Source organism: Nocardia sp. NPDC102475 (assembly GCF_055584605.1).
Window position 1 is genome coordinate 265,277 of the sequence record NZ_JBVJLS010000007.1, and the last position, 24,383, is coordinate 289,659.

Genomic DNA, 24,383 nt, shown 5'->3' on the forward strand with positions numbered 1-24,383 from the left:
CCAGATGCGCATATCGGCGGGACTACGCTGGAGGGACCCAGCGGAGGTGTTGCGATGACGAGTGTGTTCCTGGTCGATGACCATCAGATCGTGCGTCGCGGTGTGAAGGATCTGATCGATTCCGAGCCCGATCTCGAGGTCGTCGGCGAGGCGGGCACGGTTTCGCAGGCGTTGGCGCGCATTCCCGCGCTGCGCCCGCAGGTCGCGGTTCTCGACGTGCGCCTGCCCGATGGCAATGGCATCGAATTGTGTCGTGAACTGCTGAATCAGCATCCTGAGCTGCGGTGTCTGATACTCACCTCGTTCACCGACGAGCAGGCCATGCTCGATGCCATTCTGGCCGGGGCCAGCGGGTATGTGGTCAAGGACATCGACACGATGGAGCTGATCGAGGCCATTCGAGAGGTCGGCGCTGGTCGGTCGCTGCTCGACAATCGGGCGGCCGCTGCCCTGATGGCGAAGCTGCGCGAGGAGGCCGAGGCCAAGACGGGACCGCTGGCCGGCCTCACCGAACAGGAACGGACGCTGCTGAACCTCCTGGGTGAAGGGCTGACGAATCGGCAGATCGCGAGCCGGATGTTCCTTGCGGAGAAAACCGTGAAGAACTACGTATCCCGGCTGCTGACCAAACTCGGGGTCGAACGCCGCACCCAGGCAGCGGTGCTGGCCTCCAAACTCAACGCGCCCACCGAGCAGCAGGAGTGAGCGACCTGAGGTTTCGCGGTTTCGCTCGGCGTGACATGGGTAAATCACCCGGGCAGAATACAGATCATGGAAGACGAGTCGACCGTCTCCGGTCAGGCACCGGTGACGGAAACTTTGTCTCAACTGCGACTTCGTGAACTGCTCGGCGAAGTCCAGGACCGCATCGCCCAAATGGTCGGCGTCCGCGACCAGATGGACCGCCTGATCGAGGCCATGCTGGTCGTCACCGCCGGATTGGACCTGGACGATACGCTGCGCTCGATCGTGCACACCGCCATCGAGTTGGTCGACGCCGGATACGGCGCGCTCGGCGTGCGCGAAACCGATAAGACCAGCAACGAGCTCGCCGAATTCGTCTACGAGGGCATCGACGACCGAACCCGGATCATGATCGGCGATCTGCCGCGTGGTCACGGTGTCCTCGGCCTGCTCTTCGAACAACCGAAACCCATTCGGCTGCCGAATCTTTCGAAGCATCCATCATCGGTCGGCTTCCCCGACCACCACCCGCCGATGCACACCTTCCTCGGCGTACCGGTGAAGGTGCGCGACGAGATCTTCGGCAACCTGTACCTGACCGAGAAGGCCGGTGGGCAGGAATTCACCGACGACGACGAGGTGGTGGTGCGGGCGCTGGCCGCCGCCGCGGGTATCGCCATCGCCAACGCCCGCCTCTACGAACAATCCCAAATCCGCCAGCAATGGATGGAGGCCAACCGCGATGTGGCCACCGAGCTACTCGCCGGCGGCGAACCGAAGGAGGTGCTGGAGCTGGTCACCGACCGGGCGCTGCAGCTGACCCAATCGGCGTGCAGCTTCCTCTCACTGCCCGAAGATCCGGATATTCCGCCCGACGAGGTGACCGATCTGGTCGTGGTCGCCGCGGCCGGTGTCGATGCGCAAAAGCTGACCGGACAGCGCATTCCGATAAACGAATCGCACTCGGGCATCGCATTTCGGGAGAACCGGGTCCTTTCGGTCGATCGGCTCCAATACAGCCTGCGGTTCGGTGACTCGACCGAATTCGGTCCGGCGCTGGTGCTGCCACTGCGGGCCGAACAGACGGTTATCGGTGTGCTCACGATCCTGCGTTCACCAGCGGCCGGGCCGATCGACATCGCGGGACAGGCCATGATGGCGGACTTCTCCGTCCTAGCCGCGCTAGCACTGCAACTTGCCCGAAGCCAGCGCCGCAACCGCGAGCTCGACGTGCTCTCCGACCGCGACCGAATCGCGCGTGACCTGCACGACCATGTCATCCAGCGCCTGTTCGCGGTCGGTCTCTCGCTGCAGAGCACTGCCCAGCGGGCCCGCGTGCCCGAGGTCAAATCTCGGCTCACGGAGACCATCCAGGACGTCCAGTCGATCGTGCAGGAAATCCGGCATTCGATCTTCGATCTGCACGAGAGCACCACCGCGGATGCCCCGACGCTACGTAAACGGCTGCACGGCATCATCGCCGACATGATCGGCGAAAGCGGGTTGCGCACCACGATTCGCCTCGCCGGTCCGGTCTCGGTGCTGGCACCGCCGCTGTCGGAGGATGTCGAAGCGGTGCTGCGCGAGGCGGTGAGCAATGCGGTGCGGCACGCGTCGGCGACGACGGTATCGGTCCAGCTCCGGGTGCGCGACGATGTCACCATCGAGGTGACCGATGACGGTGTCGGCGTGCCCGACGACCTCGATCGGATGAGCGGATTGGCGAATCTGGCGACACGTGCCGAGCAGGCGGGCGGCAGTTTCAGCGTGATCAAGGGCGAGCACGGGGGCACGGTGTTGCGCTGGTCGGCACCGTTGCCCTGAACCGTGTCGCCCAGGCGGGTTGTCCGGGCGCTATGTCATCCGCACCGTATTGAGACATGAGCGGCCTTTGGGCCCTGCGGTTGGTGACCAATGCCAGGCGTGCGCGACGACCTCGGATTCCTAACCTACGGGTAGCTGATATCTCGGAACCCGAAGGGACATCCATGACCGACCAGCACCGCGATGAATCACACCGGCTGGCGTCGGCCGAAGTAGTGGTCGGAACCGACGGCTCCGAGGCGGCCGATCTCGCCGTCTGCTGGGCCGCCGAGACCGCCTCCCAGCGGGGCCGGCGGCTGCGCATCGTGCACGGTCTCGACCTCGCGGCGGCGGGGTCGGTCTACGGGATGTACGACGTGATCATGCCGCCGGTGATCGACGCGATCCGTCGCGAAGGCGCGGACGTGCTGCGCACAGCACGCCGACTCGCCGGTCAGGTCGATCCGGACCTGACCGTGGAAACCGAACTCTCCGAAGCCAATCCGGCACATCTGTTGATCGAGCTGTCCGAGGCGGCGCATCTGGTCGCGATCGGAACCGCGGGTTCCGACGGCACCCTGAGCTATCTCGGATCGACGCTGCTCGCGGTCGCAAGCCACGGCCGCGGTGCGATCGTGGTCGTACGTGACACCGGCACCGAACAGCAGACCCGACGCGTCGGCCCGGTTGTGCTCGGTATCGACGGCGGACCGGGGAGCACGGCCGCCGTCGGGGCCGCGTTCGCCGAAGCCAGCGAACGCAGAACCCGGCTCGTCGCCGTCCACGCATGGAGCGACCTGTATTTCGACCGCATCGCAGGGGTCCCCTACGCCGTTGATCACGACGCCGAGACCGCCGGGCAGGCGATCCTGGCCGAGCAGCTCACCGGCTGGCAGGAGAAGTACCCGGACGTGCAGGTCATCCGCAAGGTGTACCTGTCGGGTCCGCGGCAGGCACTGCGCGAATGGTCGCGGTCGGCGCAGCTGGTCGTGGTCGGCAGCCGGGGGCGCGGTGGATTCCGCGGCCTGCTGCTCGGCTCCACCAGCGACGCGCTGGTCCAGACCGCACACTGCCCGGTCATGGTCGTCCGTCCGCAGTAGCGCAGTCACGCTGACGGGCTACGAAATCCCATGTCCACCACCATAAATCCGCCGGTACTCGTCGGCTACGACGGCTCCGACGCCGCCGCTGCGGCGGTGCGCTGGGCCGCGGCCGACGCCGTGCACCACCGCGCGCCTCTGCACATCGTGTACGGCATCGGCGCCCCGATGGACTTCGGCCCCGGAATTGCCTTCGACCAAATCGATTACGACACCTATCGAGCGGACGGCGCCGCCGCCGTCACCGCTGCCAGCGCCTACGCGACCGCGGCGGCCGCACCGGTCGGCGACCTCGAAATCGCCACCTTCGTGGTCGACGCGCCGCCGATCCCGGTCCTGCTCGACCGGTCCAAGGATGCGCGCATGCTCGTCGTCGGCACCCGCGGTCTGGGCGCCTTCCGCCGTGGCCTGCTCGGCTCGGTGAGCACCGCCGTCGCAAGGCACGGGCACTGTCCGGTCGCCGTCATTCCCGGACCCGAGGACTACAAAGCCGATCGGCTGCTGGGACCGGTACTCGTCGGTGTCGACGGCTCCCCCAGCGCCACCCGCGCCATCGAGGTCGCCTTCGACCAGGCCGCCCATCGCGCGGTCGGACTGCGCGCTGTACTCACCTGGTCCGAATTCAACCGCTATGTCTCCCGCGACGATATGCGGAAAGAGGCCGAGGCGTTGCTCTCCGAGAGCTTGGCGGGCTATGCGGAGACGTATCCGGACCTGGAGGTCGAGCGCGTGGTCGTCGAGGATCGACCGGCCAGATGCCTACTCGCCGAGGCGGAATACGCGCAACTGATCGTCCTGGGCCGCCGCGGCCGCGGCGGCTTCGCGGGCATGACCCTCGGCTCGGTCAGCCAGGCCGTTCTACACGCCACCGATTGCCCCCTCATCATCGCCCGCCCCTGATATCCGGCCCGCCCGAGTGGCGCTTCAGCACCTTCCGGCACTCAACGGTCCGTAAGCGCGCGCAGCGAGTTCACCGGTTGCGTTAATCGGGGCGCACGGTGATGTTCACATCCTGTTTACGATGTCGGGATGTTGATTCAGGACGCGCAGGAGAGATCGGTTGCACCCCCGGGGGAAGTGGGGACTGCGCGTCCGTGGCGAACTCGGTTGATCTTGGGCAGTATCGCGGGCGCGGTCGTGGTGTTGATCGCGGGGCAGTTGATGGCCGTGCATATCAATGCGCTCGGGCCACTGACCAGTCTTTCTTGGGATTATGTCGGGCGGCCCAAGTCGGCGACCACGCCGTGGGCCGGGTTTCTGCTGGCGCTGATCGGCGTCTCCTGGAATGTGCGGGTGCGCGCGCTGGCGGCCGCGGTCGGCATCGATGTGGTCTTCGTGATCATTCGGGCGATCGAGGGGCGGTTGTTCACGGTCGGGAACGGTCCGACCATTGTGCTCACCGCGCTGGCGGTGATCGCCGCCGTGCGCTGGACCGGTGCGCGGCGCGAAACCGCGCTGCGCACAATCGCTCTCGGTGCGCTGCTGATTCTGGCGACGAAGGTCGGCGAGATCTGGCTGGACATCACCGCATGGGCCTGCCCGACCGTGCTCGATCCCTATGCGGAACTGGCCGATCACGCGCTCGGCAATCCGTCGTGGCTCGTCGGACAGGTACTCGACGCGGCAGGACCGGTGCCGCTGGGTGTGGTGCGGTGGGTGTATTTCGAACTGCCGGTCGCGGCCATTGTGGTCGCGGCGTGGCAACTGCGCGGCGTCACCGCGGGTATGTGGCCGCGGCACTATCTGGTGCGCACATTCCTCACGCTCGGTGTGGTCGGTCCGCTGTTCTATGTGGTCTTCCCGGTGGTCGGGCCGGTGCTCGCGTTCGGCCCGGAGGGGCAGGGTTTCGAACTCGCCGATGTCTGGCCGAATATCGTTGCGGCACTGCCGTCCTCGGTCGATTCGATGCCCTTCGACGGCATCACACCGCGTAACTGCATGCCGTCACTGCATACGGCGTGGGCGCTGTCGCTGTTCATCCACTCCCGGCGCGGGCCGCTCTGGTTGCGCTGGGGTGGCGGGTTCTGGCTGGTCTGCACCCTCGTCGCGACGCTCGGCCTCGGCGCCCACTACGGTGTCGACCTCGTCGCGGGCGCGGCACTGTGCCTGACCGTCGAATCCGTCCTGCGCGATCCGGACCGGGGTTGGGACCGCGGCCGCGCCCAGGTGGTGGCCTTCGGTATCGCGACCTTCGCCGGGGTGCTGCTGTGCGTGCGCTTCCTCGCACTGCCGATGGCGAACTACCCGTTCCCGTTCGGCGTCGCGATTCTGGGTGTCTTCGCCGCGCTGGCGTTCACCTTCTACCGGACCTGGTTCGCCGCAAATGACTCGGTGGAGAGTGACCCGCCGAGTCCTGCGCAGCGCGCCGATGATGGCCCCGTCCGGCCGTCTACCGTGCCAGACTGACGGCGTGAGTGAGCAGGACGGGACCGAGAAGATCCGCCCACAGACCCACGATCGCGGCGACGCGATCGGCGCCGGACTCATCTGGCTGGCCAAATGGTCGCTGTGCATTGTGGCGATCGCTGCGGGGGCGTGGGTGCTCGGCAACGTCGTCGCCGCGCTCTGGGTGGTACTGCTGCCGATCGCGCTGGCACTGATCGTCGCGACAATACTGTGGCCGCCGACCCGCTGGCTCACCGCGCACGGCTTTCGGCCCGGCGCCGCGGCAACGGTCACCCTGCTCGGATTCATCGGAGTCCTCGCCGGTGTCATCGCACTGATCGTCCCGTCGGTCGTGGACCAGGCCCCGGAGCTGGCCGACAAATCCACCGAGGGCGTCAACAAGGTGCGCGATTGGCTGCACGGTCCGCCGCTGCGCATACGCGACGAGCAGCTGCAAGCCGCGGTGGACGCGATTACCCAGCGGCTGAAGTCCAGTTCGGAACAGATCGCCTCCGGCGTCTTCACCGGCGTGACCACTGCGACCTCCACGCTGGTGACGCTGTTCCTGGTGCTGGTACTGGCGTTCTTCTTCGTCAAGGACGGTCCACGGCTGCTGCCGTGGCTGCATGCCGTACTCGGCAGTCGCGGCGGCAGGCACTTCGAGGAGGTGCTGAATCGGATCTGGTCCACCCTCGGCGGATTCATCCGCGTCCAGGCGCTGGTAAGTCTGATCGACGCGGTGTTCATCGGGGCCGGGCTGGTGATCCTGCACGTCCCACTGGCATTCGTGCTCGCGGTGATCACCTTCATAGGCGGTTTCGTGCCGATGGTCGGCGCATTCGTCGCCGGGGCGCTGGCGGTACTCGTGGCACTGGTCGGCAATGGCGTCACCACCGCACTGATCGTGCTCGGCATCATCATCGCCGTCCAACAGTTGGAAGGCAATGTGCTGCAACCGGTCCTGCAGGCCCGCAGTATGAAACTGCATGCCGTGGTCGTCCTGGTCTCGATCACCGCGGGCGGCTCCCTCTACGGCATCATCGGCGCCTTCCTCGCGGTACCGGTAGCGGCCGTCCTCGCCGTGGTAGCCCGCTACCTCGGCGAGCAGATCGACGTCGTCACAGCACCCCCCGACGAAGCCCCCGAACCCGAGCCCGCGCCGGAATAGAGCCATTCGAGCCTGCCGGATCCGTCCTATTCGATCCGATCGATGACGTGGTCGACCGGATCCGCCCGCTGTCCGAACCCGGGAGCGGCGTCGTTCTCGGTCTGGTGACCGAGAACGAGCGCTACCCGGCGAACGAATTCCGCGAAATGCTCACCCGCCTCGGCATCGACCTCGAAATGCATCCGGTGGTCGTGCCGTGAACTATTCGGAGTACTTGTAGAAGCCCTTCCCGGTGGCGATGCCGAGCTTGCCCTTATCGATGTAGTTGGTCTTGAGCCAGGCCGCGAGTTCCTGTCCCTCTGCACTGTTGACCAGGATGTTGTAGGGGGTGGTCAGGCCGATGACGTCGAGCATTTGGAATGGCCCGACCGGTGCGCCGGTGCCGATCCGCCAGGTCTTGTCGACCGCCTCCGGTTCGGCGAATCCGCCCGCGCCGAGCGCCATGGCCGCATTGAGCAGCGGCACGAGCAGCGAATTCAGGACGTAACCCGCCTTCTCCTTGTGCAATTCGATCGGCTCCATGCCGATCGCGGCGGCGAACTCGACGACCGTCCGAAAGACCTGCGGATCGGTCTCGGGCGTGCCCATCACCTCGGCGGTGTTGTACCGCCACACCAGATTCGCGAAGTGCAGCGCGAGGAACTTGTCGGGGCGGCCGGTGTAGTCCTTGATATCGCTGGGCAGCAGGGTGGACGAATTGGTGGCGAAGATCGTCTTCGCCGGCGCGAGTTCGCCCAGCTGCCGGTAGGTCTGCTCCTTGACGGTGAGCACCTCCGGCACCGCCTCGATCACAAGGTCTGCATCCTGCACGGCCGCGGCAAGATCGGTGGTCAGCACGATGGCCGCCTCGGTCTTCTCGGCCTTGCTATCACCGCCCGGCACTTCGATGCGATAGGTCGCCGCGAGCTTGGCGAACCGTTCGCGAGCACCGGCGATGGCCTCGTCGCTGATGTCGTAGGCGGTGACATCGAATCCATGGAATGCGGTCTGGAATGCGATCTGCGAGCCCAGTACCCCGGTTCCGAGGACGGTCACCTTGTGGATGGTCATCTGCCTCACGGTCATCGGCTCAGATTAAACGCCGACCGGGCCGCGCCGGTCATCGATGCGGGTGTCACCCGACCACCGGCACCCAAATCCGAAGTCTGGCAACCGATCTCGCAATGTGCACGGCGACGAGGAGTTTGTTCGGCGAGGTCACCCGCCGGCGGGCGCCGGATACTGTGCCGGAACCTGCATCGCCTCGGCATCATGACCACCTATCGCGTCTGCGAACAGCTCGCGCGGTAAGCGGATGGGTCCCAGCTAACTCACAGCCACGGGCTAGGGTGCACAAATCTTGCGATTCCAAGATTGTCTTGTCGGTCCGGATCGGACGGGTCGACGGTCTCGGACGGAGACCCGACAACAGGAGGAACGTGGATGAAGATCAAGTCGAAGCTGGCGAAGGGTGCGATCGCGGGCGGTGTGCTGGTCGGTCTGCTGGGCGTTGGTGCGGGTGTGGCGAGCGCCGATCCGGGGCAGGATCAGCGTCCAGGTATCGAGCAGCAACAGCAGGGTCACGATCAGCAGCGCGGGGATCAGCGGCAGGACCAGCAGCGGCATGATCAGCAGCCCCAGGGCCACGGCTTCTGGTTCTTCGGCCAGTGGATTCCGCTGCCCTGATCTCGACTCGATGCGAAAGGCCCTGTGTCCGTTGGACATGGGGCCTTCGTCGGTTTGTCCGCCCACAGCGTAATGCCCGGCCGGATCGGCAGGCACGGTCGTACGCTCTCCCTATGACCGAGCTGCACTCGATCCAGGGTGGACGCGACGACCGACCTCGCCACACCGAGGAACCGCTGTGGCGCGAGGTGCTCGGCGAACGGCTGCGCACGCTGCGGCGGGAGCAACGCGAGACCCTCGTCGAAACCGCCGGTCGCGCGGGTATTTCGCCGCAGTACCTGTCCGAGGTGGAGCGCGGCCGCAAGGAACCGTCGAGCGAGATGATCGCGGCGCTGGCGGGTGCGCTCGGCACCACCCTGTTCGGTCTCACCGAGCAGGTGGCCGACGAATTGCGCGCTCATCGTCGGCTCACCTTCGCCCGGCAGGCCGCGCCACGGGCGAGTGCTGGACCTACCCTCATGGCACTCGCCGCCTGATCAGTCGGCGCGGGCACCCAGCACGTTGTCGACCAGGCCGTAGTCGACGGCCGCCTGTGCGGTGAAGACGCGGTCTCGATCGGTGTCGTGACGTAGCCGCTCGGCCGGTTGCCCAGTATGCCGCGACAGGATCGACTCGATTTCCGCGCGCATCCGCACCAGCTCGTCGGCCTGCAGGATCAGATCGGGAATCGCGCCCTGCCCGCGGGCGGCGGGCTGATGCAGGACGACCCGGGCGTGCGGCAGCAAGGAACGGCGACCGGGTTCGCCACCGGCCAGCAGTACCGCGCCGACCGCGATGGCCTGGCCGACGCAGGTCGTCGCCACCGGTGCCTTGATGAATTGCATGGTGTCGTACACCGCGAGCATCGCGGACAGATCGCCGCCCTCGCAGTTGATGTACAGATTGATCTCCTGCTCCGGACTCTCCGACTCCAGGTGCAGCAGCTGTGCGATGAGCGCGTTGGCGACGCCGGAATCGATCGGGGTGCCGAGGTAGACGATCCGCTCGGCGAGCAGGTGGGAGTAGATATCGGTGATCCGCTCGCCGCCGCGCGGATGTTGGGCGATCACATTGGGAATGGTGTAGGTCATGCCGAAATTCCGATCCGCTGGCGCTGAGGCACGATTTCCCCGAACGAGCCGACAATGTGGTCGATGAAGCCGTACTCCTTGGCCTGCGCCGCGCTGAACCAGCGGTCGTGCAGCGAATCCTCGTAGATACGGTCGTACGGCTGGCCGGTGTCCCCCGCGATAATGCCGAGCACGGTCTCCACGGTGTAGCGCAGGTCATCGGCCTGTACCTCGACGTCGACGGCACTGCCGCCGATTCCGGCCGAGCCCTGATGCATCAGCACCCTGGCGTGCGGCAGGGCGAACCGCCGACCCGGCGTACCCGCCGACAGAAGGAATTGCCCTGCGCTGCAAGCCAATCCGAGTGCCAGGGTGGAGACCTCGCACGGCACCAGCCGCATCACATCGCGAATGGCGAGCATTGCCGGCACCGAACCACCCGGGGAATGGATCCACAATGAGATCCCGGAATCGGCATCCTCGGCCGCCAAGGTGAGCAGCTGCGTCATCAGCAGCGTCCCGTTATCGTCGTCGAGCGGTCCGTCCAGCACCAGAATCCGCCTGCTGAGCAGCTGCTCCCTGGCGCGCCAACTGAACAACGGTGTCTTGTCATCGTGAGCCATGACTCCACCCTGCCGCGCGCCTACCCGAAAAATCTCGCCACGCTGCCCACAGCAGATCTGCTCAGAGCAGCGTCAGTCGTGCGAATGCGCGTGGATGCGCGCCTGCACCTCGGGTCGCCGCAGCGGCGGCACGTTCTTGGGCGGAACCTTCCGCTCGGGCAATTGTTCGAGCAGCCGCATGGTCGCGGCCGCGATATCGGCGACCGCGGCGTCGACCGCAGGGCGCGTAGCTGCGGAAATGCTGGACAGCCCGCCGACCTTGCGGACGTACTGCAATGCCGCGGCATGCACTTCTTCCGGGGTGGCGGCGGGCTCCAGCCCACGCAGGGCAGTGATATTTCGGCACATGATTCGAGGCTAGCTCGGGTTGGCCTGGGTTTTAAGGGGCGAAGATTCCGCGCGCAGGTCGCGTCGATAGGCGAGGTTGATCCGAGCCGCACCCCAGGACAGCGACCAGATGAGAAGCAGGGAGCAGACGAGTACGACCAGCGATGCCGCATCGATCAGCCAGGAGGGCCGGTCGAATGAGCGTTCGCGTTGGAGCACAGTGATTTCGGGGACGAAGGGGCGCGTGAACTGGTCCAGTGCCGGAACTTCGGCGGCGTCGATGCCGGGGTCATGAGGCATGTAGATGGGTAGAGCGGTGAGCATTCGGCCGTCGTGCAGTCGCAGGATCGTCTTCCAATTACCATATGCAGGAACAGGTTTCGTGCTCACATAGTGGCCCTCGCCGACCCGGCGCAGCTGATCGATCACCAGTCCGCGGCCGGGGTTCGAGGAACCGATGCCGCCTTGCCAGGCCAGGATCTGCACCCACTCGGGATCAGCACCCACCAAATCCTTCGGTGCCAGTGTGATATCGGCGTTGACCATCCGGCCGCCGTTTACCGGTGCCGCATCACGCAACTGGACTGTCGCGGAGGCATTTTCGGGAACATCGACGCGCAAGCCATTCGCGGTGGCGGCCGCGGTGATCAGCACCGCCGCGATCACGATGCCACGGCGTATCGCCACATGCGGGAGCTCTTCGCCCCGCAGCACCATGCCGAGCAGCACGCCGACCGCACCGCCCGCGACACCCACCGGCACCGCCATGACCAACAGCTCCACCCACATACCGGCCGGCCAGAAATCCACGAACATCCTTGCCACCCACAGTGATTCGAGCCAGAGCCCGAGAGTGGCCGCGACCAGTCCGGTCAGCGCACCCCACCGAACGGGTCTGGACATGGGCAGCAGCGCCATCAGTTCCACGATCAGCGCGATACCGAGATACAGCGGAAATACATTGTGCGGCGCAGCGAGCAGTGGACCGACCAGGACCGCCAAAACGGTGCGGACGACGATCGCGAACACCACCGCCGCCAACGCACCACCGCGGCCGAGCGTGTAGCGCGCCGAAATCAGCGCGATCGTACTCGCGGCCACGATCAGCATCGGCTGGAAGACGAGCCGGAACTGTTCGACGCCGAAATCGAATTCGACCTGATACACCGACAGGCCGATCAGCAGACCACCGAAGGCGAAGGTGCGGACCAGCCACAACAGCGGACCGTCGGTGCGATCCGGATCGGGGCGGTCCAAGCGGCCTTCGAATTCCAGCAGCAGCACCGCGACCAGCGACAATCCCGCGCCGCCGATCAGCATCAGATGCGTGGGACCCCACAGGGTGACGTCTTGGCCGAACAGTCGGTGCCAGATGTCGTCGAGTGGGAAGCCGATGAGGGCGTACAGCCCGGCACCCGCCATCAGTACGCCCCCGACCGGGGCGTACCAGTCGCGGGTGATCCGAATCGCGGCCGGACCCGGCTTCTCGTCCAGCGGCAGGATGATGGCCAGCATTCCGGCCATGAACAGGAAGAACAGGCCGATCATGATGAAGTAGTGCGCCGGATTCGCCAGCGGCCCCTCGTCGCGGCCCTTCCCGATATGCAGGCTCACATCCCAGATGAAGCCGAACAGCGCGGTGAGAATGGTGGCGATGAACAGCGCGAGCGGTAGCGCGACCCAGCCCGGCCGGTTGATCAGCCCGCCGAGGCGATCGGCGGCGGTTTGCAGCCACGTGATGCGGCGGGTGCGGTGCAGATACCCGACCACGACCAGCACGGCCGCGATGGCGATCGCGGTGCCGGTCAGCACCGCGACCTGGTCGAGTGCGGCTCCACCGCCCTCGCCTCCGCGCGCAAGCACCGCTGCTACCCGCATCATCTGACACTTTCCGGTATTGGCGGTCGTCGCGTGGCTGGCCGTGCTCGGTCCGCGCCATTGTGGGCCTCGTCCTCATCGACGGTGCCGGGCAGCCCCGCATGTCGGTTGGACCTTCACTTTCGGAAGGTCGGCATGCGTGTCGAATACCCGCTGGCGAGATGGCCAATCCGCGGCCGGTGAGCGCCGTGGCCGGAGGGCCTGAAATCCCAGCCGACAACCATTTTCGGTGCCCGTTTGCATACGGTGATGCCGGGTAGTTGCCGAATATGGGTAGGCGCGATGGCTTGGCACCGTGGTGGATCGAGGCACCGACGGCGGCGATTACCGGTGTGGTGCGCACCGGGGTATCGACGGCCGTCGGATTGGGCGTACAACTCGTCGAAGCGCCGTTTCACGCGGCGGAAGCCGTGGCCGATGCCGCCGCCTCAGTAGTCGATACCGCCGCCGCCGGAGTCGACGAATTGGCTCCAACGCCGGAGAGCCCGCTGGGCGACGACCTGCTCGACCTGGTCGATCCGCATGAGCGGCGGGCCAACCGTCGGGTGGCCCTGCGCCAGGACAAGGCGACGATCGAGGTGCGCGGACTGAGCTCCGAGCGCGGCGCCGCCCTGGCGCGGACATTGGACGAGCGGCTCGGCAAGTTGCGTGGTGTGCGGTGGTCGCATGTCAATGCGGTGACCGGCCGGGTGGTTGCCACGCTGCGCGAAGGCGCGACCGGATTGCCGGAACTGCTCGAGGTCATCGAGGGGATCGAGGCCGACAACAATGTCGCCGAAGTGGACTGGAGTCGCACCGTCGAATATCCCGAGGACCGGGAACCGTTGCTGGCGGCGGGAATTCAGGTGGCGAGCGAGGTATTCGCCATTGCGGTCTCCACGGTCGGCGCGCGGCTACCGTTCGGTGGGCCGGCGCGCGCGGTGCGGGCGGCGGCCACTTTCTTCGACACCCAACCACGACTGCGCACAATGCTCGAATCCCGATTCGGGCGCTCCCGCACCGATATGGCCCTCACCGTCGTCACCGCGATCGGAACCGCATTCGGCGAGAATGCCGCCGACGGCCTTACGAATCTGCTGGCCGATACGGCCCAGCGCACCTTCCTGCTCGGCGAGGCCATCGCCCAGCGTCTCGAGTGGCGCAACTGGGAGTCCGACCTGGTGTGCCGCGAGCACCCCGACGTAACCGAACCCCTCCCGCCCTACACCCGCCCCATCGACCTGCCACCCGGCCCGATCGAGCGCGTCGGCGACGAAACAGCAGCCGGATCGCTGATCGGCACCGCCGCATTCGTCGGCCTCGGCCGCATAGGCGACGCCGCCGACGCCCTCGGCCTCGGCGCACCGAAGGCCGCCCGGGCCTCTCGCGAGGCATACGCCGCAAGCGTCAACATGGTCCTCGCGCGGGCGGGTGTACTGACATTGCACCGCGGTGCATGGCGACGCTTGGACCGCCTGACCACGCTGGTGATCGACGGCGAAGCACTGCTCACCTCACGACGGCTGGTACTCGACGTCGAGTCGGCCGATGACGAATGGTCTACGGGGAAGGTCTGGAGCGCAGCCCAGCGATTGCTGTGGTCGTCGGAGGGTGACGGGAAGACCGCCACCGACAGCAACGGCGCAGCCGCAACCGAAGGCGACAAGAGGGCAGCCACCGACGGCAGCGGCACGGCCGCGACCGACGGCCACAAGAAGGCCGCCACCAACGGCAACCAGACAGCCGCGACCGAAGACAACAAGGCCGGCGAGAAGGCCGTGACCGAGGACGGCAAGCAAGCCGCCACCGTGGACAACGAGGGAGCCGTAACCGACGAGGACGAGGAGACCGCAACGAAGGATGAGGCACTGCAACTGGTGCATCCGAACTCTGGGGCTCGGGACCGGGGTGCCACCATTCGGCCGGTCTGGCGCGAACTGCGAGACGGGGACCGCACGGTCGGGCGGGTGTTGCTCGGGCGGGAGCTCGATTCGAGCGCGCATGATGTGTTGACTGCGGCGCGGCGGGCTGGGTTGCGGGTGGTGCTTGTGGCGCACGAGGATGCGAACGAATTGCGGTCGCTTGCTGATGAATTCGTCTCGGCAACGTCATCGATGAGCAAGCTGGTCGAGCGACTGCAGCAGGACGGGCAGGTTGTCGCGGTGCTGAGCCCGCGCGCCCACAAGGCGTTGGCCCGAGCTGATGTGGCGCTCGGGTTGTTCACTGCCGAGCACTGCGAACCGCCGTGGGCCGCGGATGCCATCTGCCGGGATCTGGGGCAGGTGCAGCGCGTGCTCGCGACGGTCGCGCCCGCGCGGGAGGTCAGCGATCGTGGCCGCACCCTGGCCTTGTCGGCGTGTGCGCTCGGTGGGTTGCTGCTCGCCGTCACCCCGACCAGGAACGCCCGGACAACACCGATGGTCGCCGCACAGCTGACCGCCCTGATGACCGGGGCGCGCAAGGGCATTCGAGCGGCCACGTCCGCACCGCCTACCACGGTCGCACCGCTATTGCCTTGGCACGCACTCGAATCCGACGAAGTACTCGGACGCCTACCGCAACCCCCTGCGCTCGACGAGCGCGCGATTCCGGCCCGATCCGAACAGAGCTTGCTCACAAGAACTTTCGCACCGGTGACGACCTACGCCCGCCATCTGCGCCGCGAACTGGATGATCCGCTGACACCGATCCTCAGCGTCGGTGCCGTCGCCACCGCCATACTCGGCGAGCCGTCCGATGCCATACTCCTCGCCTCCGTGCTGACAGTGAACGCGGTGATATCGGCCGGTCAGCGCCAGCGTGCCGAGAGCGAACTAAAAGACCTGCTCGAAGGCGAGCAACTCACCGGTCGCCTGATCGACCGCGATGCGATCGACGAGTCCGACCCGACCGAAGGATCCGTGCCCGCGGACGCTCTCGCCATCGGCGACATCCTGGTTGTCCGCGCGGGCGATGTGGTGCCCGCCGATGCCCGATTACTGCGCGTGGACGAACTCGAAATGGACGAGTCGGGTCTGACCGGCGAATCGGTGACGGTCGAAAAGAATCTCGCCGCCACACCCGGCGTGGCACTCGGCGAACGCACCTGCATGATCTTCGCGGGCAGCACCGTAGTGAACGGGACGGGTCTGGCAGTCGTGGTCGCGGTCGGCCCCGACACCCAGGCCGGCCGCGCGGCCGCGGGCGCGGTGCCGCCGGACAAGGGCGGCGTACAGGCCCAACTGCGGCAACTCACCAATCGCGCCCTGCCGCTCACCCTTTCGGGCGGGGCCCTGGTCACCGCGCTGGGCGGCCTGCGCGGCCGGATGCTGCGCGATGCGATCTCCGACGGCGTCGCCGTCGCGGTGGCGGCGGTGCCGGAGGGATTGCCTCTGGTCGCCACCGTGGCACAGCTGGCGGCCGCGCGTCGACTGTCGCGCTACGGCGTGCTGGTACGCGCCAGCCGCACCGTCGAGGCACTCGGCCGCGTCGACACCCTGTGCTTCGACAAGACCGGCACCCTCACCGAGGGACGGCTGCGGCTCACCATGCTGGCCGACCTGGACAACAAGTGGTCACCAGACGACGAATCCGACGATGCGCGCCGACTGCTGCGCGCCGCCGCCCGCGCCTGCCCGGATCCGGACGAGGGACCGGTGCTGCACGCCACCGACCGCGCCGTACTCGATGCCGCCGAAAGCCTCGGCGACGATGCGCACCAGTGGGATCAGATCGAAGAGATCCCATTCGAATCCAATCGTGGCTACGCCGCGGTGCTCGGCCAAACGACGCGCAAGCTGCGCCTGATCGTGAAGGGCGCGCCCGAAGTTGTACTCCCGCGCTGCACCAAAGCATTTACCGCAGAACCGATCACGGAAGACGTGCACAAGCGTGCGCGGGCGGTCATCCATGATCTCGCCGAACAAGGCCTGCGCGTGCTCGCCGTCGCCCGGCGCGACCTCTCCGACGAGCCCGATGATGTCGAACGTGCCGTGGACAAACTCACGCTGCTCGGCTTCATCGGCATCGCCGACACTCCGCGGCCCCAGACGCTGCCGCTGGTAACAGCCTTGCAGGACAACGATATCGGCGTGCGCATGATCACCGGCGATCATCCGGTCACGGCGGCGGCGGTGGCCCGCCAACTCGGCATTACCGTGGATACCGTCACCACCGGTGCCGATCTGGATCGGCTCGACGATACCGAGCAGGCCGAACTCATCGAACGCAGCACCGTCTTCGCCAGGGTCGATCCGGAGCAGAAGGTGCGCATCGTGACGGCCCTGCGTCGCAATGGACATGTGGTCGGCATGACCGGCGACGGCAGCAATGACGCCGCCGCAATCCGCAGCGCGGATATCGGAATCGGTTTGGCTGCAAGGGGATCCGCGGCCGCCCGCAACGCGGCGGATCTGGTGCTCACCGATCCGGATCCGCTCGTCCTGCTGCACGCGCTGGTGGAGGGACGCGGCATGTGGCAGCGCATTACCGACGCGGTGGGCGTGCTGGTCGGCGGCAATGCCGGGGAGATCGCATTCACCATCTTCGGCAGCGTGATCGGCGGACAGGCACCACTGGGCACCAGGCAATTCCTGCTGGTGAACATGCTCACCGATATGTTCCCGGCACTGGCCCTCGCCCTTTCACCGGATCGCGACAGCCCGGACCCGCACGATGCGGAGCACGGTGCCGAACAACGCGCTCGGCAACTGGCCGAAATTCCGCCCGCCCATCTGGGTCCCGACCTCGCCCGCACGATCGCGGTACGCGGCATAGCCACGGCGGCGGGTGCCTGCACGGCGTGGACGCTCGGTCGATACACCGGAACCCGACGCCGCGCGGCCACCATCGGGCTGGTCGCACTCATCGGTACCCAACTAGGGCAGACCCTCGTCTCCGGCCACCGCAGTCCCCTGGTCTGGGTCACCACCGCGGCCAGCGGCGTGGTTCTCGGCGCGGTCGTCATGGTCCCGGGGCTGTCCGCTTATTTCGGTTGCACGCCACTGGGTCCCGTCGGCTGGACCATCGCCACAACCTCCGCCGCCGCAGCTACCGCGGGCTCAACCGTCCTTCCGCGCCTACTGCCCGGCGCTGACGAAGGCTGACCTCACCGGCACCTCCACTACAACCACCCACTGGCAACCAGTCCGGCAACGGCTGCGGTGCCGAAGACCAGCCAAGCGGCGTAGTCGCCCACATGCCCACTGTGCAGTCGGTGTAATGCAGTCACCGCCAACTCGAGCGGACGAATCGGAGGCTTTCCCCGTGCGCGCGACGTGCCGTAATACAGCGCGCCAAGGGCCGTAAGCACGGCCAGAACGGTCGACAGCAGACCGAGCACCAGCCCTCCGCCTGTCCACTCGATATGCGGGGCCGCACCTGAGTGGCCGGTTGTATCGCCGAGCAGCGCGGCAGCCCGGTAAGCCTCGGGATCGACGAATGTCGCGGCGGCGGGACCGATGGCTCTGGTGAATCCGGTTGGCAGACCCAGCAATAGCGCAACGAGCAATAAAGCCAGCACCGCCCCGATCATGGTGATCGGTGTCCGGTTGCGAGGCGTGGCGACATCGGGCACCTCATATTCCCCGGTGGTCTCCTCGGGATCCACCTTGTGCTCAGGGACCGCGCCCACACCGAAACACACCCGCAGTCCCGCACGCAACGCCGCACCGCCGGTCAACGCCGAAACGACGATTACCAGCGCCACCAGGAAAATCGACGAGTCGGATTCCTCGAGCAATGCCTTGCCGAGGCCCGCACCGAATGGCGGCAACCCGGCCAATATCAACGCCGAAAGTACAAACAGCACACCGATAGTCCGCTGACCACGCGCCCGCCCATGCAAACTGAACTCATCCACACTTCGATACCGCGACAGCAGCACACCGGTCAGCAAGAACAGCGCACCTTTCACCGCGGCATGACCACCGAGATACAGCGCCGACGCGGCCACTCCAAGCGGTGACAGCGCGGCGAGTCCGAGCATGAACAGCCCGATATGCGCGATCGTCGAATACGCCAGCAGCCGTTTGATATGCCGTTGCAGCACACACATCACCGCACCGAGCAAGGCGGTAAAGATACCCGACACCAACAGCATTCGACGCACCCCCGGAGCCGGAAGCACACCATCGAAAACCGTCCAATACACCCGTGCCAGCCCATAAACGCCCAACGGTGCCATCACACCGGAGAACAGCACACAGACCGGCGACGGTGCGACGGCATGCGCGTCGGCCAGCCAGAAATGGAACGGCACGGAGGCCGCCTTGACCAGCCACCCGGTAGCGATCAGCACGAATGCGGCCAGGACAAGAGCGTCACCCGCCCGCTCCCCGACCGCAATTCCCAACTGCGCCAACCCGAGTTGTCCGGTTCGCGCGTACAGCAGTCCGATTCCGAACAGGCAGAGATAAGCGCCGAGCGAGTTGATCACCCCGAAATTCAGTCCGGCCTGCACGGATTCGGGTTCCTCTATCTTCAGTCCGGTCAACGCATAAGCTGCCACGCCCATCAACTCGAAGAAGACGAACATGTCGAAAAGGTCACCGGTCAGTGCGAATCCGGTCATACCGGTGGCAAAGAGTAGAACAAGCGCCGGATAGTGCGCGTGCAGATTGTCGAAGTAGCGCCAGCCGAACAGAAGTGCGGTCGTGGTGAGTAGCGCGATCAGCAAAGCCATTGCGGCACCGATCCGATCGGCGACCAGCACGATCCCCACGGTCAGGCCCGGTCGCGGCTCCCAACCACCGGACCAGGACACCACTGTGCCCGCGCCGGTCCCATACAGCAGCCATCCGGCCAGGACCGTCTCGGCAAGCGCGGTTCCGGTGCCGAGCACATCGATCAGCAACCTGGGCAATATGCGCCCGACGGCGAGCAGCACACAGGAACCGGCGACCGGCAACGCGATCAGGAGTGCCGGGAGTGCCTGATCGAAGGGGACCATCAGCCACGCAGCGCGTGTAGTTCGTCGGGTTCGACCGTGCCGTGCCGCTTGGCGATCTGCACGACCAGCGCCAGCAGCAATGCGGTCACCGTCGCCGAGACGACGATGTCGGTCAGTGCCATGGCCTGCACCACCGGATCGACCACGGGCGAGCCGGGCGGGTTCGCGGATCCGAAGATCGGTGCGGACGCGCCTTTTTGGTAGCCGATGGCCAATAGCAGGACATAGGTTCCCGATTGTCCGATGGATACGCACACCACGGTGTGCACCAGATGCGTACTGCGTACCACGCCGTAGATGCCGATCAGCATGAGCCAACCGGCGATCACATAGGGGAATACGGTCATCGTGACGCCCGCCTCTCCGTAGTCAGATACTCGTCGAGAAACTGCGCGAGCAGTACGACGACACCACTGCCGACCGCGAGACCGACCGCCACGCTGAACAGCGGCAGCGTCCCGGCCGACAGCAGGCGGCCGAATTGTCCGAGCGGCAGGATATTCGCCAGATATCCTGCACCACTGAGGATTCCGGCCAGACCGAGCGCCACCACCGTGCCCATGCCCACGGCCTCGCCGAACTCGTACCAGGCCAGCGGCCGCACCCGCCGCAGCGCGCGATAGTTGCCCGCCACGTACAGCAGATGCAGTCCGGTGGCCAGCACCACACCACCCTGGAAGCCGCCGCCGGGCGTGAGATGTCCGTGCACGACCACATCCGCGCCGATCATCAGGGTCACCGGTAACAGGGCATAGCCCAGAAATCGGGTCGCCTGCACGATGCGGCCGACATCCTCCGACTGCCGTTGCGACCGATGCCCTTCCGGACGCAATAGCGTCGCCGCACCGAGCACCGCGGCCACCAGAATGGCCTCCTCGCCGAACGTATCGAGCCCACGCTGATCGAAATTGACCGAGGAAACCGCATTCGGGCTGCGCTGCTCCAGCGACGCTCGGACCGCGGCGTCCCGATACGGATGGTCGGTACCGCCGAACCCGGGCATTCGGAACAGCGCCAGGCCGAGCAATACGACAAGTCCGACCCCGCCGACGAGGAAGATCACCAGTCGAGCACTGTGCTTCACGACTTTCGCCTCCGCTGCACGGCACGCACAGCGAGCAACACCATCAGCGGCACCACCGCGGTACCCACCGCGACCTGCGACAGCACCACATCCGGCGCCCCGAGCACGAGAAATGCGGGTGCCAGCAGCGCACCGAATACCGCGAGGGATACCGCCTGCCGCTGCGGCTGAGTGGTGAATACGACAACCGTGCCCGCCACCGCGACCAGTCCGAGCGTGATCACGATCAGGGCGCTCATCGCGGAGCCTCGATCCTGCCGTCGGTGCGGGCATTGAGCCTGCCGATGGCGGCACTCAGAACCGGCGCGGTGAGTGCCAGCAGTAAGAGGGTCACCGCGACGATGGCCGTGGTCAGTCCCGGTCCCTCCGCGACCAGCACCGCCAGCACGATGAACGGTCCGGTGACCGAGCCGATAATCGACGAATAGTGCAGTCGCGCATAGACCGAACGCGGCCGCAGCGCCGCCACCGAGGCGGCCACCGCAACCAGGGTGCCGATCGCGAGCAGTGTGTCGACGAAGAAGCTAGTCATCGCGGACCCCCAGCAGGCGTGTGAAAACCAGGGTCCCCGCGAAGGACAGCAGGACGAGCACCAGCGGCACGATCAGATAATCCGGCCTGCCGAGCCCCAGACTCAGCAATATCAAGACGACGATCAACAGCGAGCTGACCAATTGCAGCCCGACCAGCCGATGCGCCGCCGTGCCGCGACTGGACAAGAGCAACGCCGGTCCGATCCCGCCGACCAGCAGCACACCCGATGCGAGCAGCCATGGCGCGGTGGACATTTCGATCAGCCCCCGAATATCCGTCGCAGCCGGGTCGCGGGCATCGCGAGTACATGCAGTAGCAGGTCGTCATCATCGGCATCGATGACCAGCGAACCTGGCGTCGCCGAGAGCACGCCGGTGATCAAAGCCGCCCGCCCCGCACGTCGCTGCGCATCGGCCTCCGCGTCGAGTTCGTCCTCCTCGAACCGCCCGACCGGCCTGCCGCGCGCGGCGATCAACAACGCGGCCCAGCTGTCGCGCACGACAGCGCCAGGCAGAGCGGCCAGCAACTGCGGAACCCTGTCCGGCAGTCGCCAATTTCCCTGCACCGCAATACGTCCCATCCGTGCCGCCCACGCGGTGGGCATAGCGAGCAGCGCTGCGGCGACCAACTCCTGAAGACTGAACGTCGTCAGCGTCGCCAGCCACAGCAACACCAGCACCACCCACCAGCCGACGACTTCGGCCGCCGCTGCGATGCGCCCGCTCATCCGTTGTCTTCTCGACGCCAGTCCCGCACCGCATCACGCGCCCGGTCGAATACCGCCAGCGGCGGACCGGCCAGCAGATTCGCCAGCGCGGATTCCCCGGTCTTCGGATGCGGCCGGGTCGGTGCGACTGCCTCGGCGGCCCGCACCGAACCCGCCATCCGCTCCAACTGATGCACCGAAAACTGTTGGCGCAACAGTGCGAATTCCTCGTTCTCCTCGCGGCTGGCATGGTCGATCACCGCATCGGCGAATTCGGCAAGCTTGCGATCGAAGTCCGGGTGGTCGACACCGAGGTCATAGAGGTCGGCGAGCGCACGCTTGGCGTGGTTCTCCTCGTCCCTGCGGTCTCCGACCATCTTGTCCGCCCCGAAACGGGCACGGGCGGCGGCGGGATGCACGGCCTCTTCTTCGGCGCTCTCGTGCACCGCGAGCAACCGGACCAGTTCCTTGAACAGCTCCGACTTATTGCCCTGCCCGGATTTCAGCTGGGCGAAAAGCTCTTTGATCTGCTTGTGCTGTGCCGTCAGCAGATCGACGACGTCCTCGGTCGATGGCAAGGTCATGACGAACTCCGATGCGGCACGAATTCCTGCGCCTTGGTCTTGACGCCCTGCCACATCAGATGCCAGCCATCCGGATCGCCGCGCATAACCGCCGCCGCGGTGTCCTTCATCTGCTCATAGGTCGCATGCGGCGGAATCGGCGGCACCTCGGGATCGCAGCGCACATCGATCAACACCGGACGATCCGCGCTCAGCGCCAGGCTCCATGCGTCGGCGAGCTGGTCCGGATCGTCGATCGCGACCGACGGCAGACCCATACAGCGCGCGAGATCGGCGTAGGAGGTCTCCGGAAGTATCTGCGACTCTTCGAATTTCGGTGCGCCGCCCATGGAACGCAGCTCCCAGGTGACCTGGTTCAGATCGTTATTGTGGAAGACGCAGACGATCAGCCGGGGATCACTCCACTGCCGGTAATAGCGTGCGATGGTGAGCAGTTCGGCCATTCCGTTCATCTGCATCGCACCGTCACCGACCAATGCGATCGCCGGTCGTTCCGGATGCGCGAACTTGGCGCCGATGGCATAGGGCACGCCGGGTCCCATGGTCGCCAGGGTGCCCGAGAGCGAGCCGCGCGTACCGATGCGGAATCGCAGGCAGCGGGCGTACCAGTTGGTGGACGAGCCGGAGTCCGCGGTGACGATCGCATTATCCGGAAGCTGTTTCGACAGCTCCCAAACCACGCGCATCGGGTTGACCGGTTTGGCCTGCAACATCGCCTGCCGCTCGACCGTCTCCCACCAGCGGACCACATCCTGCTCGATCTTCTCCCGCCAGGATCGATCCTCTTTGCGGCGCAGTAGCGGAATGAGTTCGGCCAGTGTGGCTTTCGCGTCACCGACCAGATTCACCTCGGTCGGATAGCGCATGCCGATCATGGTGCCGTCGATATCGATCTGCACGGCACGCGCCTGGCCGAATTCCGGCATGAACTGGGTATAAGGGAAATTCGACCCGACGATGACCAAAGTGTCGCAGTCGCGCATCATTTCATAGCTCGGCCTGCTGCCGAGCAATCCGATCGGCCCGGTGACGAACGGCAGATCATCCGGCAGCACATCCTTGCCGAGCAGCGCCTTCGCCACACCCGCACCGGTGAGTTCGGCGAGTTCGACCACCTCGCGCGCGGCCGAGCGTGCGCCCTGACCGACGAGCACCGCGACCTTGGATCCGGCATCGATGATCTCGGCGGCGCGTTCGATCTCGGTGTACGGCGCGATCACCGTCGCGGTCAATGCATGCGGTGCGCTGGACGGCACCTGCTTGAACTCGTGTTCGGGCGGCTCGTAGGGCTCTTCCTGCAGATCGGCGGGAATGATCACCGCGGTGGGCGCATGCCGGGTCATCGCCGTTCGGAACGCCCGGTCCAGCGCGTTGGGCAATTGGCTCGAGACATTTACCTCGACCAGATAATCGCTGGCAACATCCTTGAACAGACTCTGCAGGTCGACTTCCTGCTGATAGCTGCCGCCCATGGCGCTGCGCGCGGTCTGACCGACGATCGCCACGACCGGGACATGGTCTAGCTTGGCGTCGTAGAGGCCGTTCAGCAGATGGATCGCACCCGGTCCCGAGGTGGCCGTGCAGACGCCGACCTTCCCACTGAACTTGGCGAATCCGGTGGCTTGGAAGGCCGCCATTTCCTCATGCCTGGCCTGCACGAACTGTGGCTTGTTATGCGCCCGACCGAAAGCGGCGACCAGACCGTTGATGCCGTCGCCGGGGTATCCGAAGACTTGGTCAACGCCCCACTCGCGTAGTCGCTGCAGGACGTAATCACCAACCTGTTGCTTCATGAGGATCTCCTATTGGTATCCGGGTTGGTCAGACCGGTGATACCCAGCGAATGGGCAGGCAATCAGCGGGTGTGCCGTGCACCGGAGTGGGTA

At 66.2% G+C, this 24,383-nt stretch carries 24 protein-coding genes; 10 read left to right on the forward strand and 14 right to left on the reverse strand.

The window, feature by feature from the left end:
• Positions 1–54 precede the first annotated feature (54 nt).
• The 7 genes from ACZ60G_RS15640 (at position 55) to ACZ60G_RS15670 (ending at position 7,340) form a co-directional block, all read left to right on the forward strand.
• On the forward strand, positions 55–705 hold the full coding sequence (locus tag ACZ60G_RS15640; RefSeq protein ID WP_465810804.1) for a response regulator: 651 nt from the start codon (positions 55–57) through the stop codon (positions 703–705).
• A gap of 66 nt (positions 706–771) precedes the next feature.
• Entirely contained in the window at positions 772–2,508 is a 1,737-nt protein-coding gene (locus ACZ60G_RS15645; RefSeq protein WP_465810805.1) for a GAF domain-containing sensor histidine kinase, read from the forward strand.
• Positions 2,509–2,672: 164 nt separating this feature from the next.
• Positions 2,673–3,587: a universal stress protein gene (locus tag ACZ60G_RS15650; protein ID WP_465810806.1), complete on the forward strand. Its 915-nt coding sequence runs from the start codon at positions 2,673–2,675 to the stop codon at positions 3,585–3,587.
• A gap of 30 nt (positions 3,588–3,617) precedes the next feature.
• Positions 3,618–4,487: a universal stress protein gene (locus ACZ60G_RS15655; RefSeq protein WP_465810807.1), complete on the forward strand. Its 870-nt coding sequence runs from the start codon at positions 3,618–3,620 to the stop codon at positions 4,485–4,487.
• A gap of 207 nt (positions 4,488–4,694) precedes the next feature.
• Positions 4,695–5,993, forward strand: a complete 1,299-nt coding sequence (locus ACZ60G_RS15660; RefSeq protein WP_465810808.1) for a DUF5933 domain-containing protein — start codon at positions 4,695–4,697, stop codon at positions 5,991–5,993.
• Positions 5,959–7,140, forward strand: a complete 1,182-nt coding sequence (locus tag ACZ60G_RS15665; protein ID WP_465810917.1) for an AI-2E family transporter — start codon at positions 5,959–5,961, stop codon at positions 7,138–7,140. The genes ACZ60G_RS15660 and ACZ60G_RS15665 overlap by 35 nt, the downstream gene beginning before the upstream one ends.
• Before the next feature lie 47 nt (positions 7,141–7,187).
• A complete protein-coding gene (locus ACZ60G_RS15670; protein WP_465810809.1) occupies positions 7,188–7,340 on the forward strand; it encodes a hypothetical protein in 153 nt (50 codons plus the stop codon).
• Position 7,341: 1 nt separating this feature from the next.
• Here ACZ60G_RS15670 and ACZ60G_RS15675 read toward each other — a convergent pair whose 3' ends face one another.
• Positions 7,342–8,205, reverse strand: a complete 864-nt coding sequence (locus ACZ60G_RS15675; protein ID WP_465810810.1) for a 3-hydroxyacyl-CoA dehydrogenase — start codon at positions 8,203–8,205, stop codon at positions 7,342–7,344.
• A 357-nt stretch (positions 8,206–8,562) separates the two neighbouring features.
• On the opposite strand from ACZ60G_RS15675, the gene ACZ60G_RS15680 reads away from it, so the two are divergent.
• Positions 8,563–8,805: a hypothetical protein gene (locus ACZ60G_RS15680; RefSeq protein ID WP_063043078.1), complete on the forward strand. Its 243-nt coding sequence runs from the start codon at positions 8,563–8,565 to the stop codon at positions 8,803–8,805.
• A 113-nt stretch (positions 8,806–8,918) separates the two neighbouring features.
• Entirely contained in the window at positions 8,919–9,281 is a 363-nt protein-coding gene (locus ACZ60G_RS15685) for a helix-turn-helix domain-containing protein (RefSeq protein ID WP_387292051.1), read from the forward strand.
• Here ACZ60G_RS15685 and ACZ60G_RS15690 read toward each other — a convergent pair whose 3' ends face one another.
• From ACZ60G_RS15690 to ACZ60G_RS15705, 4 genes are all read right to left on the reverse strand, one after another.
• A complete protein-coding gene (locus tag ACZ60G_RS15690; protein WP_063043076.1) occupies positions 9,282–9,875 on the reverse strand; it encodes a ClpP family protease in 594 nt (197 codons plus the stop codon).
• Positions 9,872–10,477: a ClpP family protease gene (locus tag ACZ60G_RS15695; protein WP_040687344.1), complete on the reverse strand. Its 606-nt coding sequence runs from the start codon at positions 10,475–10,477 to the stop codon at positions 9,872–9,874. The genes ACZ60G_RS15690 and ACZ60G_RS15695 overlap by 4 nt, the downstream gene beginning before the upstream one ends.
• Before the next feature lie 72 nt (positions 10,478–10,549).
• Positions 10,550–10,825 (reverse strand): DUF2277 domain-containing protein, encoded by a 276-nt coding sequence (locus ACZ60G_RS15700; RefSeq protein WP_063043074.1) that lies wholly within the window; start codon positions 10,823–10,825, stop codon positions 10,550–10,552.
• Between the two features lie 9 nt (positions 10,826–10,834).
• On the reverse strand, positions 10,835–12,685 hold the full coding sequence (locus ACZ60G_RS15705) for a hypothetical protein (RefSeq protein WP_465810811.1): 1,851 nt from the start codon (positions 12,683–12,685) through the stop codon (positions 10,835–10,837).
• 266 nt (positions 12,686–12,951) lie between these two features.
• Here ACZ60G_RS15705 and ACZ60G_RS15710 point away from each other — a divergent pair, with 266 nt between their 5' ends.
• A complete protein-coding gene (locus tag ACZ60G_RS15710) occupies positions 12,952–17,745 on the forward strand; it encodes an HAD-IC family P-type ATPase (protein WP_465810812.1) in 4,794 nt (1,597 codons plus the stop codon).
• Between the two features lie 17 nt (positions 17,746–17,762).
• Here ACZ60G_RS15710 and ACZ60G_RS15715 read toward each other — a convergent pair whose 3' ends face one another.
• From ACZ60G_RS15715 to ACZ60G_RS15755, 9 genes are read right to left on the reverse strand one after another with little or no spacing between them, the layout of a single operon-like run.
• The gene (locus tag ACZ60G_RS15715; protein WP_465810813.1) at positions 17,763–19,589 is read right to left on the reverse strand and encodes a complex I subunit 5 family protein; all 1,827 of its coding nucleotides are present in this window, start codon (positions 19,587–19,589) and stop codon (positions 17,763–17,765) included.
• The gene (locus ACZ60G_RS15720) at positions 19,589–19,936 is read right to left on the reverse strand and encodes a sodium:proton antiporter (RefSeq protein WP_364476955.1); all 348 of its coding nucleotides are present in this window, start codon (positions 19,934–19,936) and stop codon (positions 19,589–19,591) included. Before ACZ60G_RS15720 ends, ACZ60G_RS15715 begins: the two co-directional genes overlap by 1 nt.
• Positions 19,933–20,673 carry an MnhB domain-containing protein gene (locus ACZ60G_RS15725; protein ID WP_465810814.1) on the reverse strand — a complete coding sequence of 247 codons (741 nt, stop codon included), beginning with the start codon at positions 20,671–20,673 and terminating at the stop codon, positions 19,933–19,935. Before ACZ60G_RS15725 ends, ACZ60G_RS15720 begins: the two co-directional genes overlap by 4 nt.
• Entirely contained in the window at positions 20,670–20,912 is a 243-nt protein-coding gene (locus ACZ60G_RS15730; RefSeq protein WP_465810815.1) for a Na(+)/H(+) antiporter subunit B, read from the reverse strand. Before ACZ60G_RS15730 ends, ACZ60G_RS15725 begins: the two co-directional genes overlap by 4 nt.
• A complete protein-coding gene (locus ACZ60G_RS15735) occupies positions 20,909–21,205 on the reverse strand; it encodes a monovalent cation/H(+) antiporter subunit G (RefSeq protein WP_465810816.1) in 297 nt (98 codons plus the stop codon). Before ACZ60G_RS15735 ends, ACZ60G_RS15730 begins: the two co-directional genes overlap by 4 nt.
• Positions 21,198–21,461, reverse strand: coding sequence for a monovalent cation/H+ antiporter complex subunit F (locus tag ACZ60G_RS15740; RefSeq protein WP_327095941.1), 264 nt, complete (start codon positions 21,459–21,461; stop codon positions 21,198–21,200). Before ACZ60G_RS15740 ends, ACZ60G_RS15735 begins: the two co-directional genes overlap by 8 nt.
• A gap of 5 nt (positions 21,462–21,466) precedes the next feature.
• The gene (locus ACZ60G_RS15745; protein WP_465810817.1) at positions 21,467–21,934 is read right to left on the reverse strand and encodes a Na+/H+ antiporter subunit E; all 468 of its coding nucleotides are present in this window, start codon (positions 21,932–21,934) and stop codon (positions 21,467–21,469) included.
• Entirely contained in the window at positions 21,931–22,497 is a 567-nt protein-coding gene (locus tag ACZ60G_RS15750) for a hemerythrin domain-containing protein (protein ID WP_465810818.1), read from the reverse strand. Before ACZ60G_RS15750 ends, ACZ60G_RS15745 begins: the two co-directional genes overlap by 4 nt.
• Complete coding sequence (locus ACZ60G_RS15755) at positions 22,494–24,290, reverse strand: thiamine pyrophosphate-requiring protein (RefSeq protein WP_465810819.1); 1,797 nt, start codon at positions 24,288–24,290, stop codon at positions 22,494–22,496. Before ACZ60G_RS15755 ends, ACZ60G_RS15750 begins: the two co-directional genes overlap by 4 nt.
• Positions 24,291–24,383 lie beyond the last annotated feature (93 nt).

What these genes read in the sequence shown, in the direction of transcription:
- ACZ60G_RS15640 (WP_465810804.1), top strand. Translation starts at nt 55, where the DNA reads ATGACGAGTGTGTTCCTGGTCGATGACCATCAGATCGTGCGTCGCGGT.
- ACZ60G_RS15645 (WP_465810805.1), top strand. Translation starts at nt 772, where the DNA reads ATGGAAGACGAGTCGACCGTCTCCGGTCAGGCACCGGTGACGGAAACT.
- ACZ60G_RS15650 (WP_465810806.1), top strand. Translation starts at nt 2,673, where the DNA reads ATGACCGACCAGCACCGCGATGAATCACACCGGCTGGCGTCGGCCGAA.
- ACZ60G_RS15655 (WP_465810807.1), top strand. Translation starts at nt 3,618, where the DNA reads ATGTCCACCACCATAAATCCGCCGGTACTCGTCGGCTACGACGGCTCC.
- ACZ60G_RS15665 (WP_465810917.1), top strand. Translation starts at nt 5,959, where the DNA reads ATGGCCCCGTCCGGCCGTCTACCGTGCCAGACTGACGGCGTGAGTGAG.
- ACZ60G_RS15675 (WP_465810810.1), bottom strand. Translation starts at nt 8,205, where the DNA reads ATGACCGTGAGGCAGATGACCATCCACAAGGTGACCGTCCTCGGAACC.
- ACZ60G_RS15680 (WP_063043078.1), top strand. Translation starts at nt 8,563, where the DNA reads ATGAAGATCAAGTCGAAGCTGGCGAAGGGTGCGATCGCGGGCGGTGTG.
- ACZ60G_RS15685 (WP_387292051.1), top strand. Translation starts at nt 8,919, where the DNA reads ATGACCGAGCTGCACTCGATCCAGGGTGGACGCGACGACCGACCTCGC.
- ACZ60G_RS15690 (WP_063043076.1), bottom strand. Translation starts at nt 9,875, where the DNA reads ATGACCTACACCATTCCCAATGTGATCGCCCAACATCCGCGCGGCGGC.
- ACZ60G_RS15695 (WP_040687344.1), bottom strand. Translation starts at nt 10,477, where the DNA reads ATGGCTCACGATGACAAGACACCGTTGTTCAGTTGGCGCGCCAGGGAG.
- ACZ60G_RS15700 (WP_063043074.1), bottom strand. Translation starts at nt 10,825, where the DNA reads ATGTGCCGAAATATCACTGCCCTGCGTGGGCTGGAGCCCGCCGCCACC.
- ACZ60G_RS15705 (WP_465810811.1), bottom strand. Translation starts at nt 12,685, where the DNA reads ATGATGCGGGTAGCAGCGGTGCTTGCGCGCGGAGGCGAGGGCGGTGGA.
- ACZ60G_RS15710 (WP_465810812.1), top strand. Translation starts at nt 12,952, where the DNA reads ATGGGTAGGCGCGATGGCTTGGCACCGTGGTGGATCGAGGCACCGACG.
- ACZ60G_RS15715 (WP_465810813.1), bottom strand. Translation starts at nt 19,589, where the DNA reads ATGGTCCCCTTCGATCAGGCACTCCCGGCACTCCTGATCGCGTTGCCG.
- ACZ60G_RS15720 (WP_364476955.1), bottom strand. Translation starts at nt 19,936, where the DNA reads ATGACCGTATTCCCCTATGTGATCGCCGGTTGGCTCATGCTGATCGGC.
- ACZ60G_RS15730 (WP_465810815.1), bottom strand. Translation starts at nt 20,912, where the DNA reads ATGAGCGCCCTGATCGTGATCACGCTCGGACTGGTCGCGGTGGCGGGC.
- ACZ60G_RS15735 (WP_465810816.1), bottom strand. Translation starts at nt 21,205, where the DNA reads ATGACTAGCTTCTTCGTCGACACACTGCTCGCGATCGGCACCCTGGTT.
- ACZ60G_RS15740 (WP_327095941.1), bottom strand. Translation starts at nt 21,461, where the DNA reads ATGTCCACCGCGCCATGGCTGCTCGCATCGGGTGTGCTGCTGGTCGGC.
- ACZ60G_RS15745 (WP_465810817.1), bottom strand. Translation starts at nt 21,934, where the DNA reads ATGAGCGGGCGCATCGCAGCGGCGGCCGAAGTCGTCGGCTGGTGGGTG.
- ACZ60G_RS15750 (WP_465810818.1), bottom strand. Translation starts at nt 22,497, where the DNA reads ATGACCTTGCCATCGACCGAGGACGTCGTCGATCTGCTGACGGCACAG.
- ACZ60G_RS15755 (WP_465810819.1), bottom strand. Translation starts at nt 24,290, where the DNA reads ATGAAGCAACAGGTTGGTGATTACGTCCTGCAGCGACTACGCGAGTGG.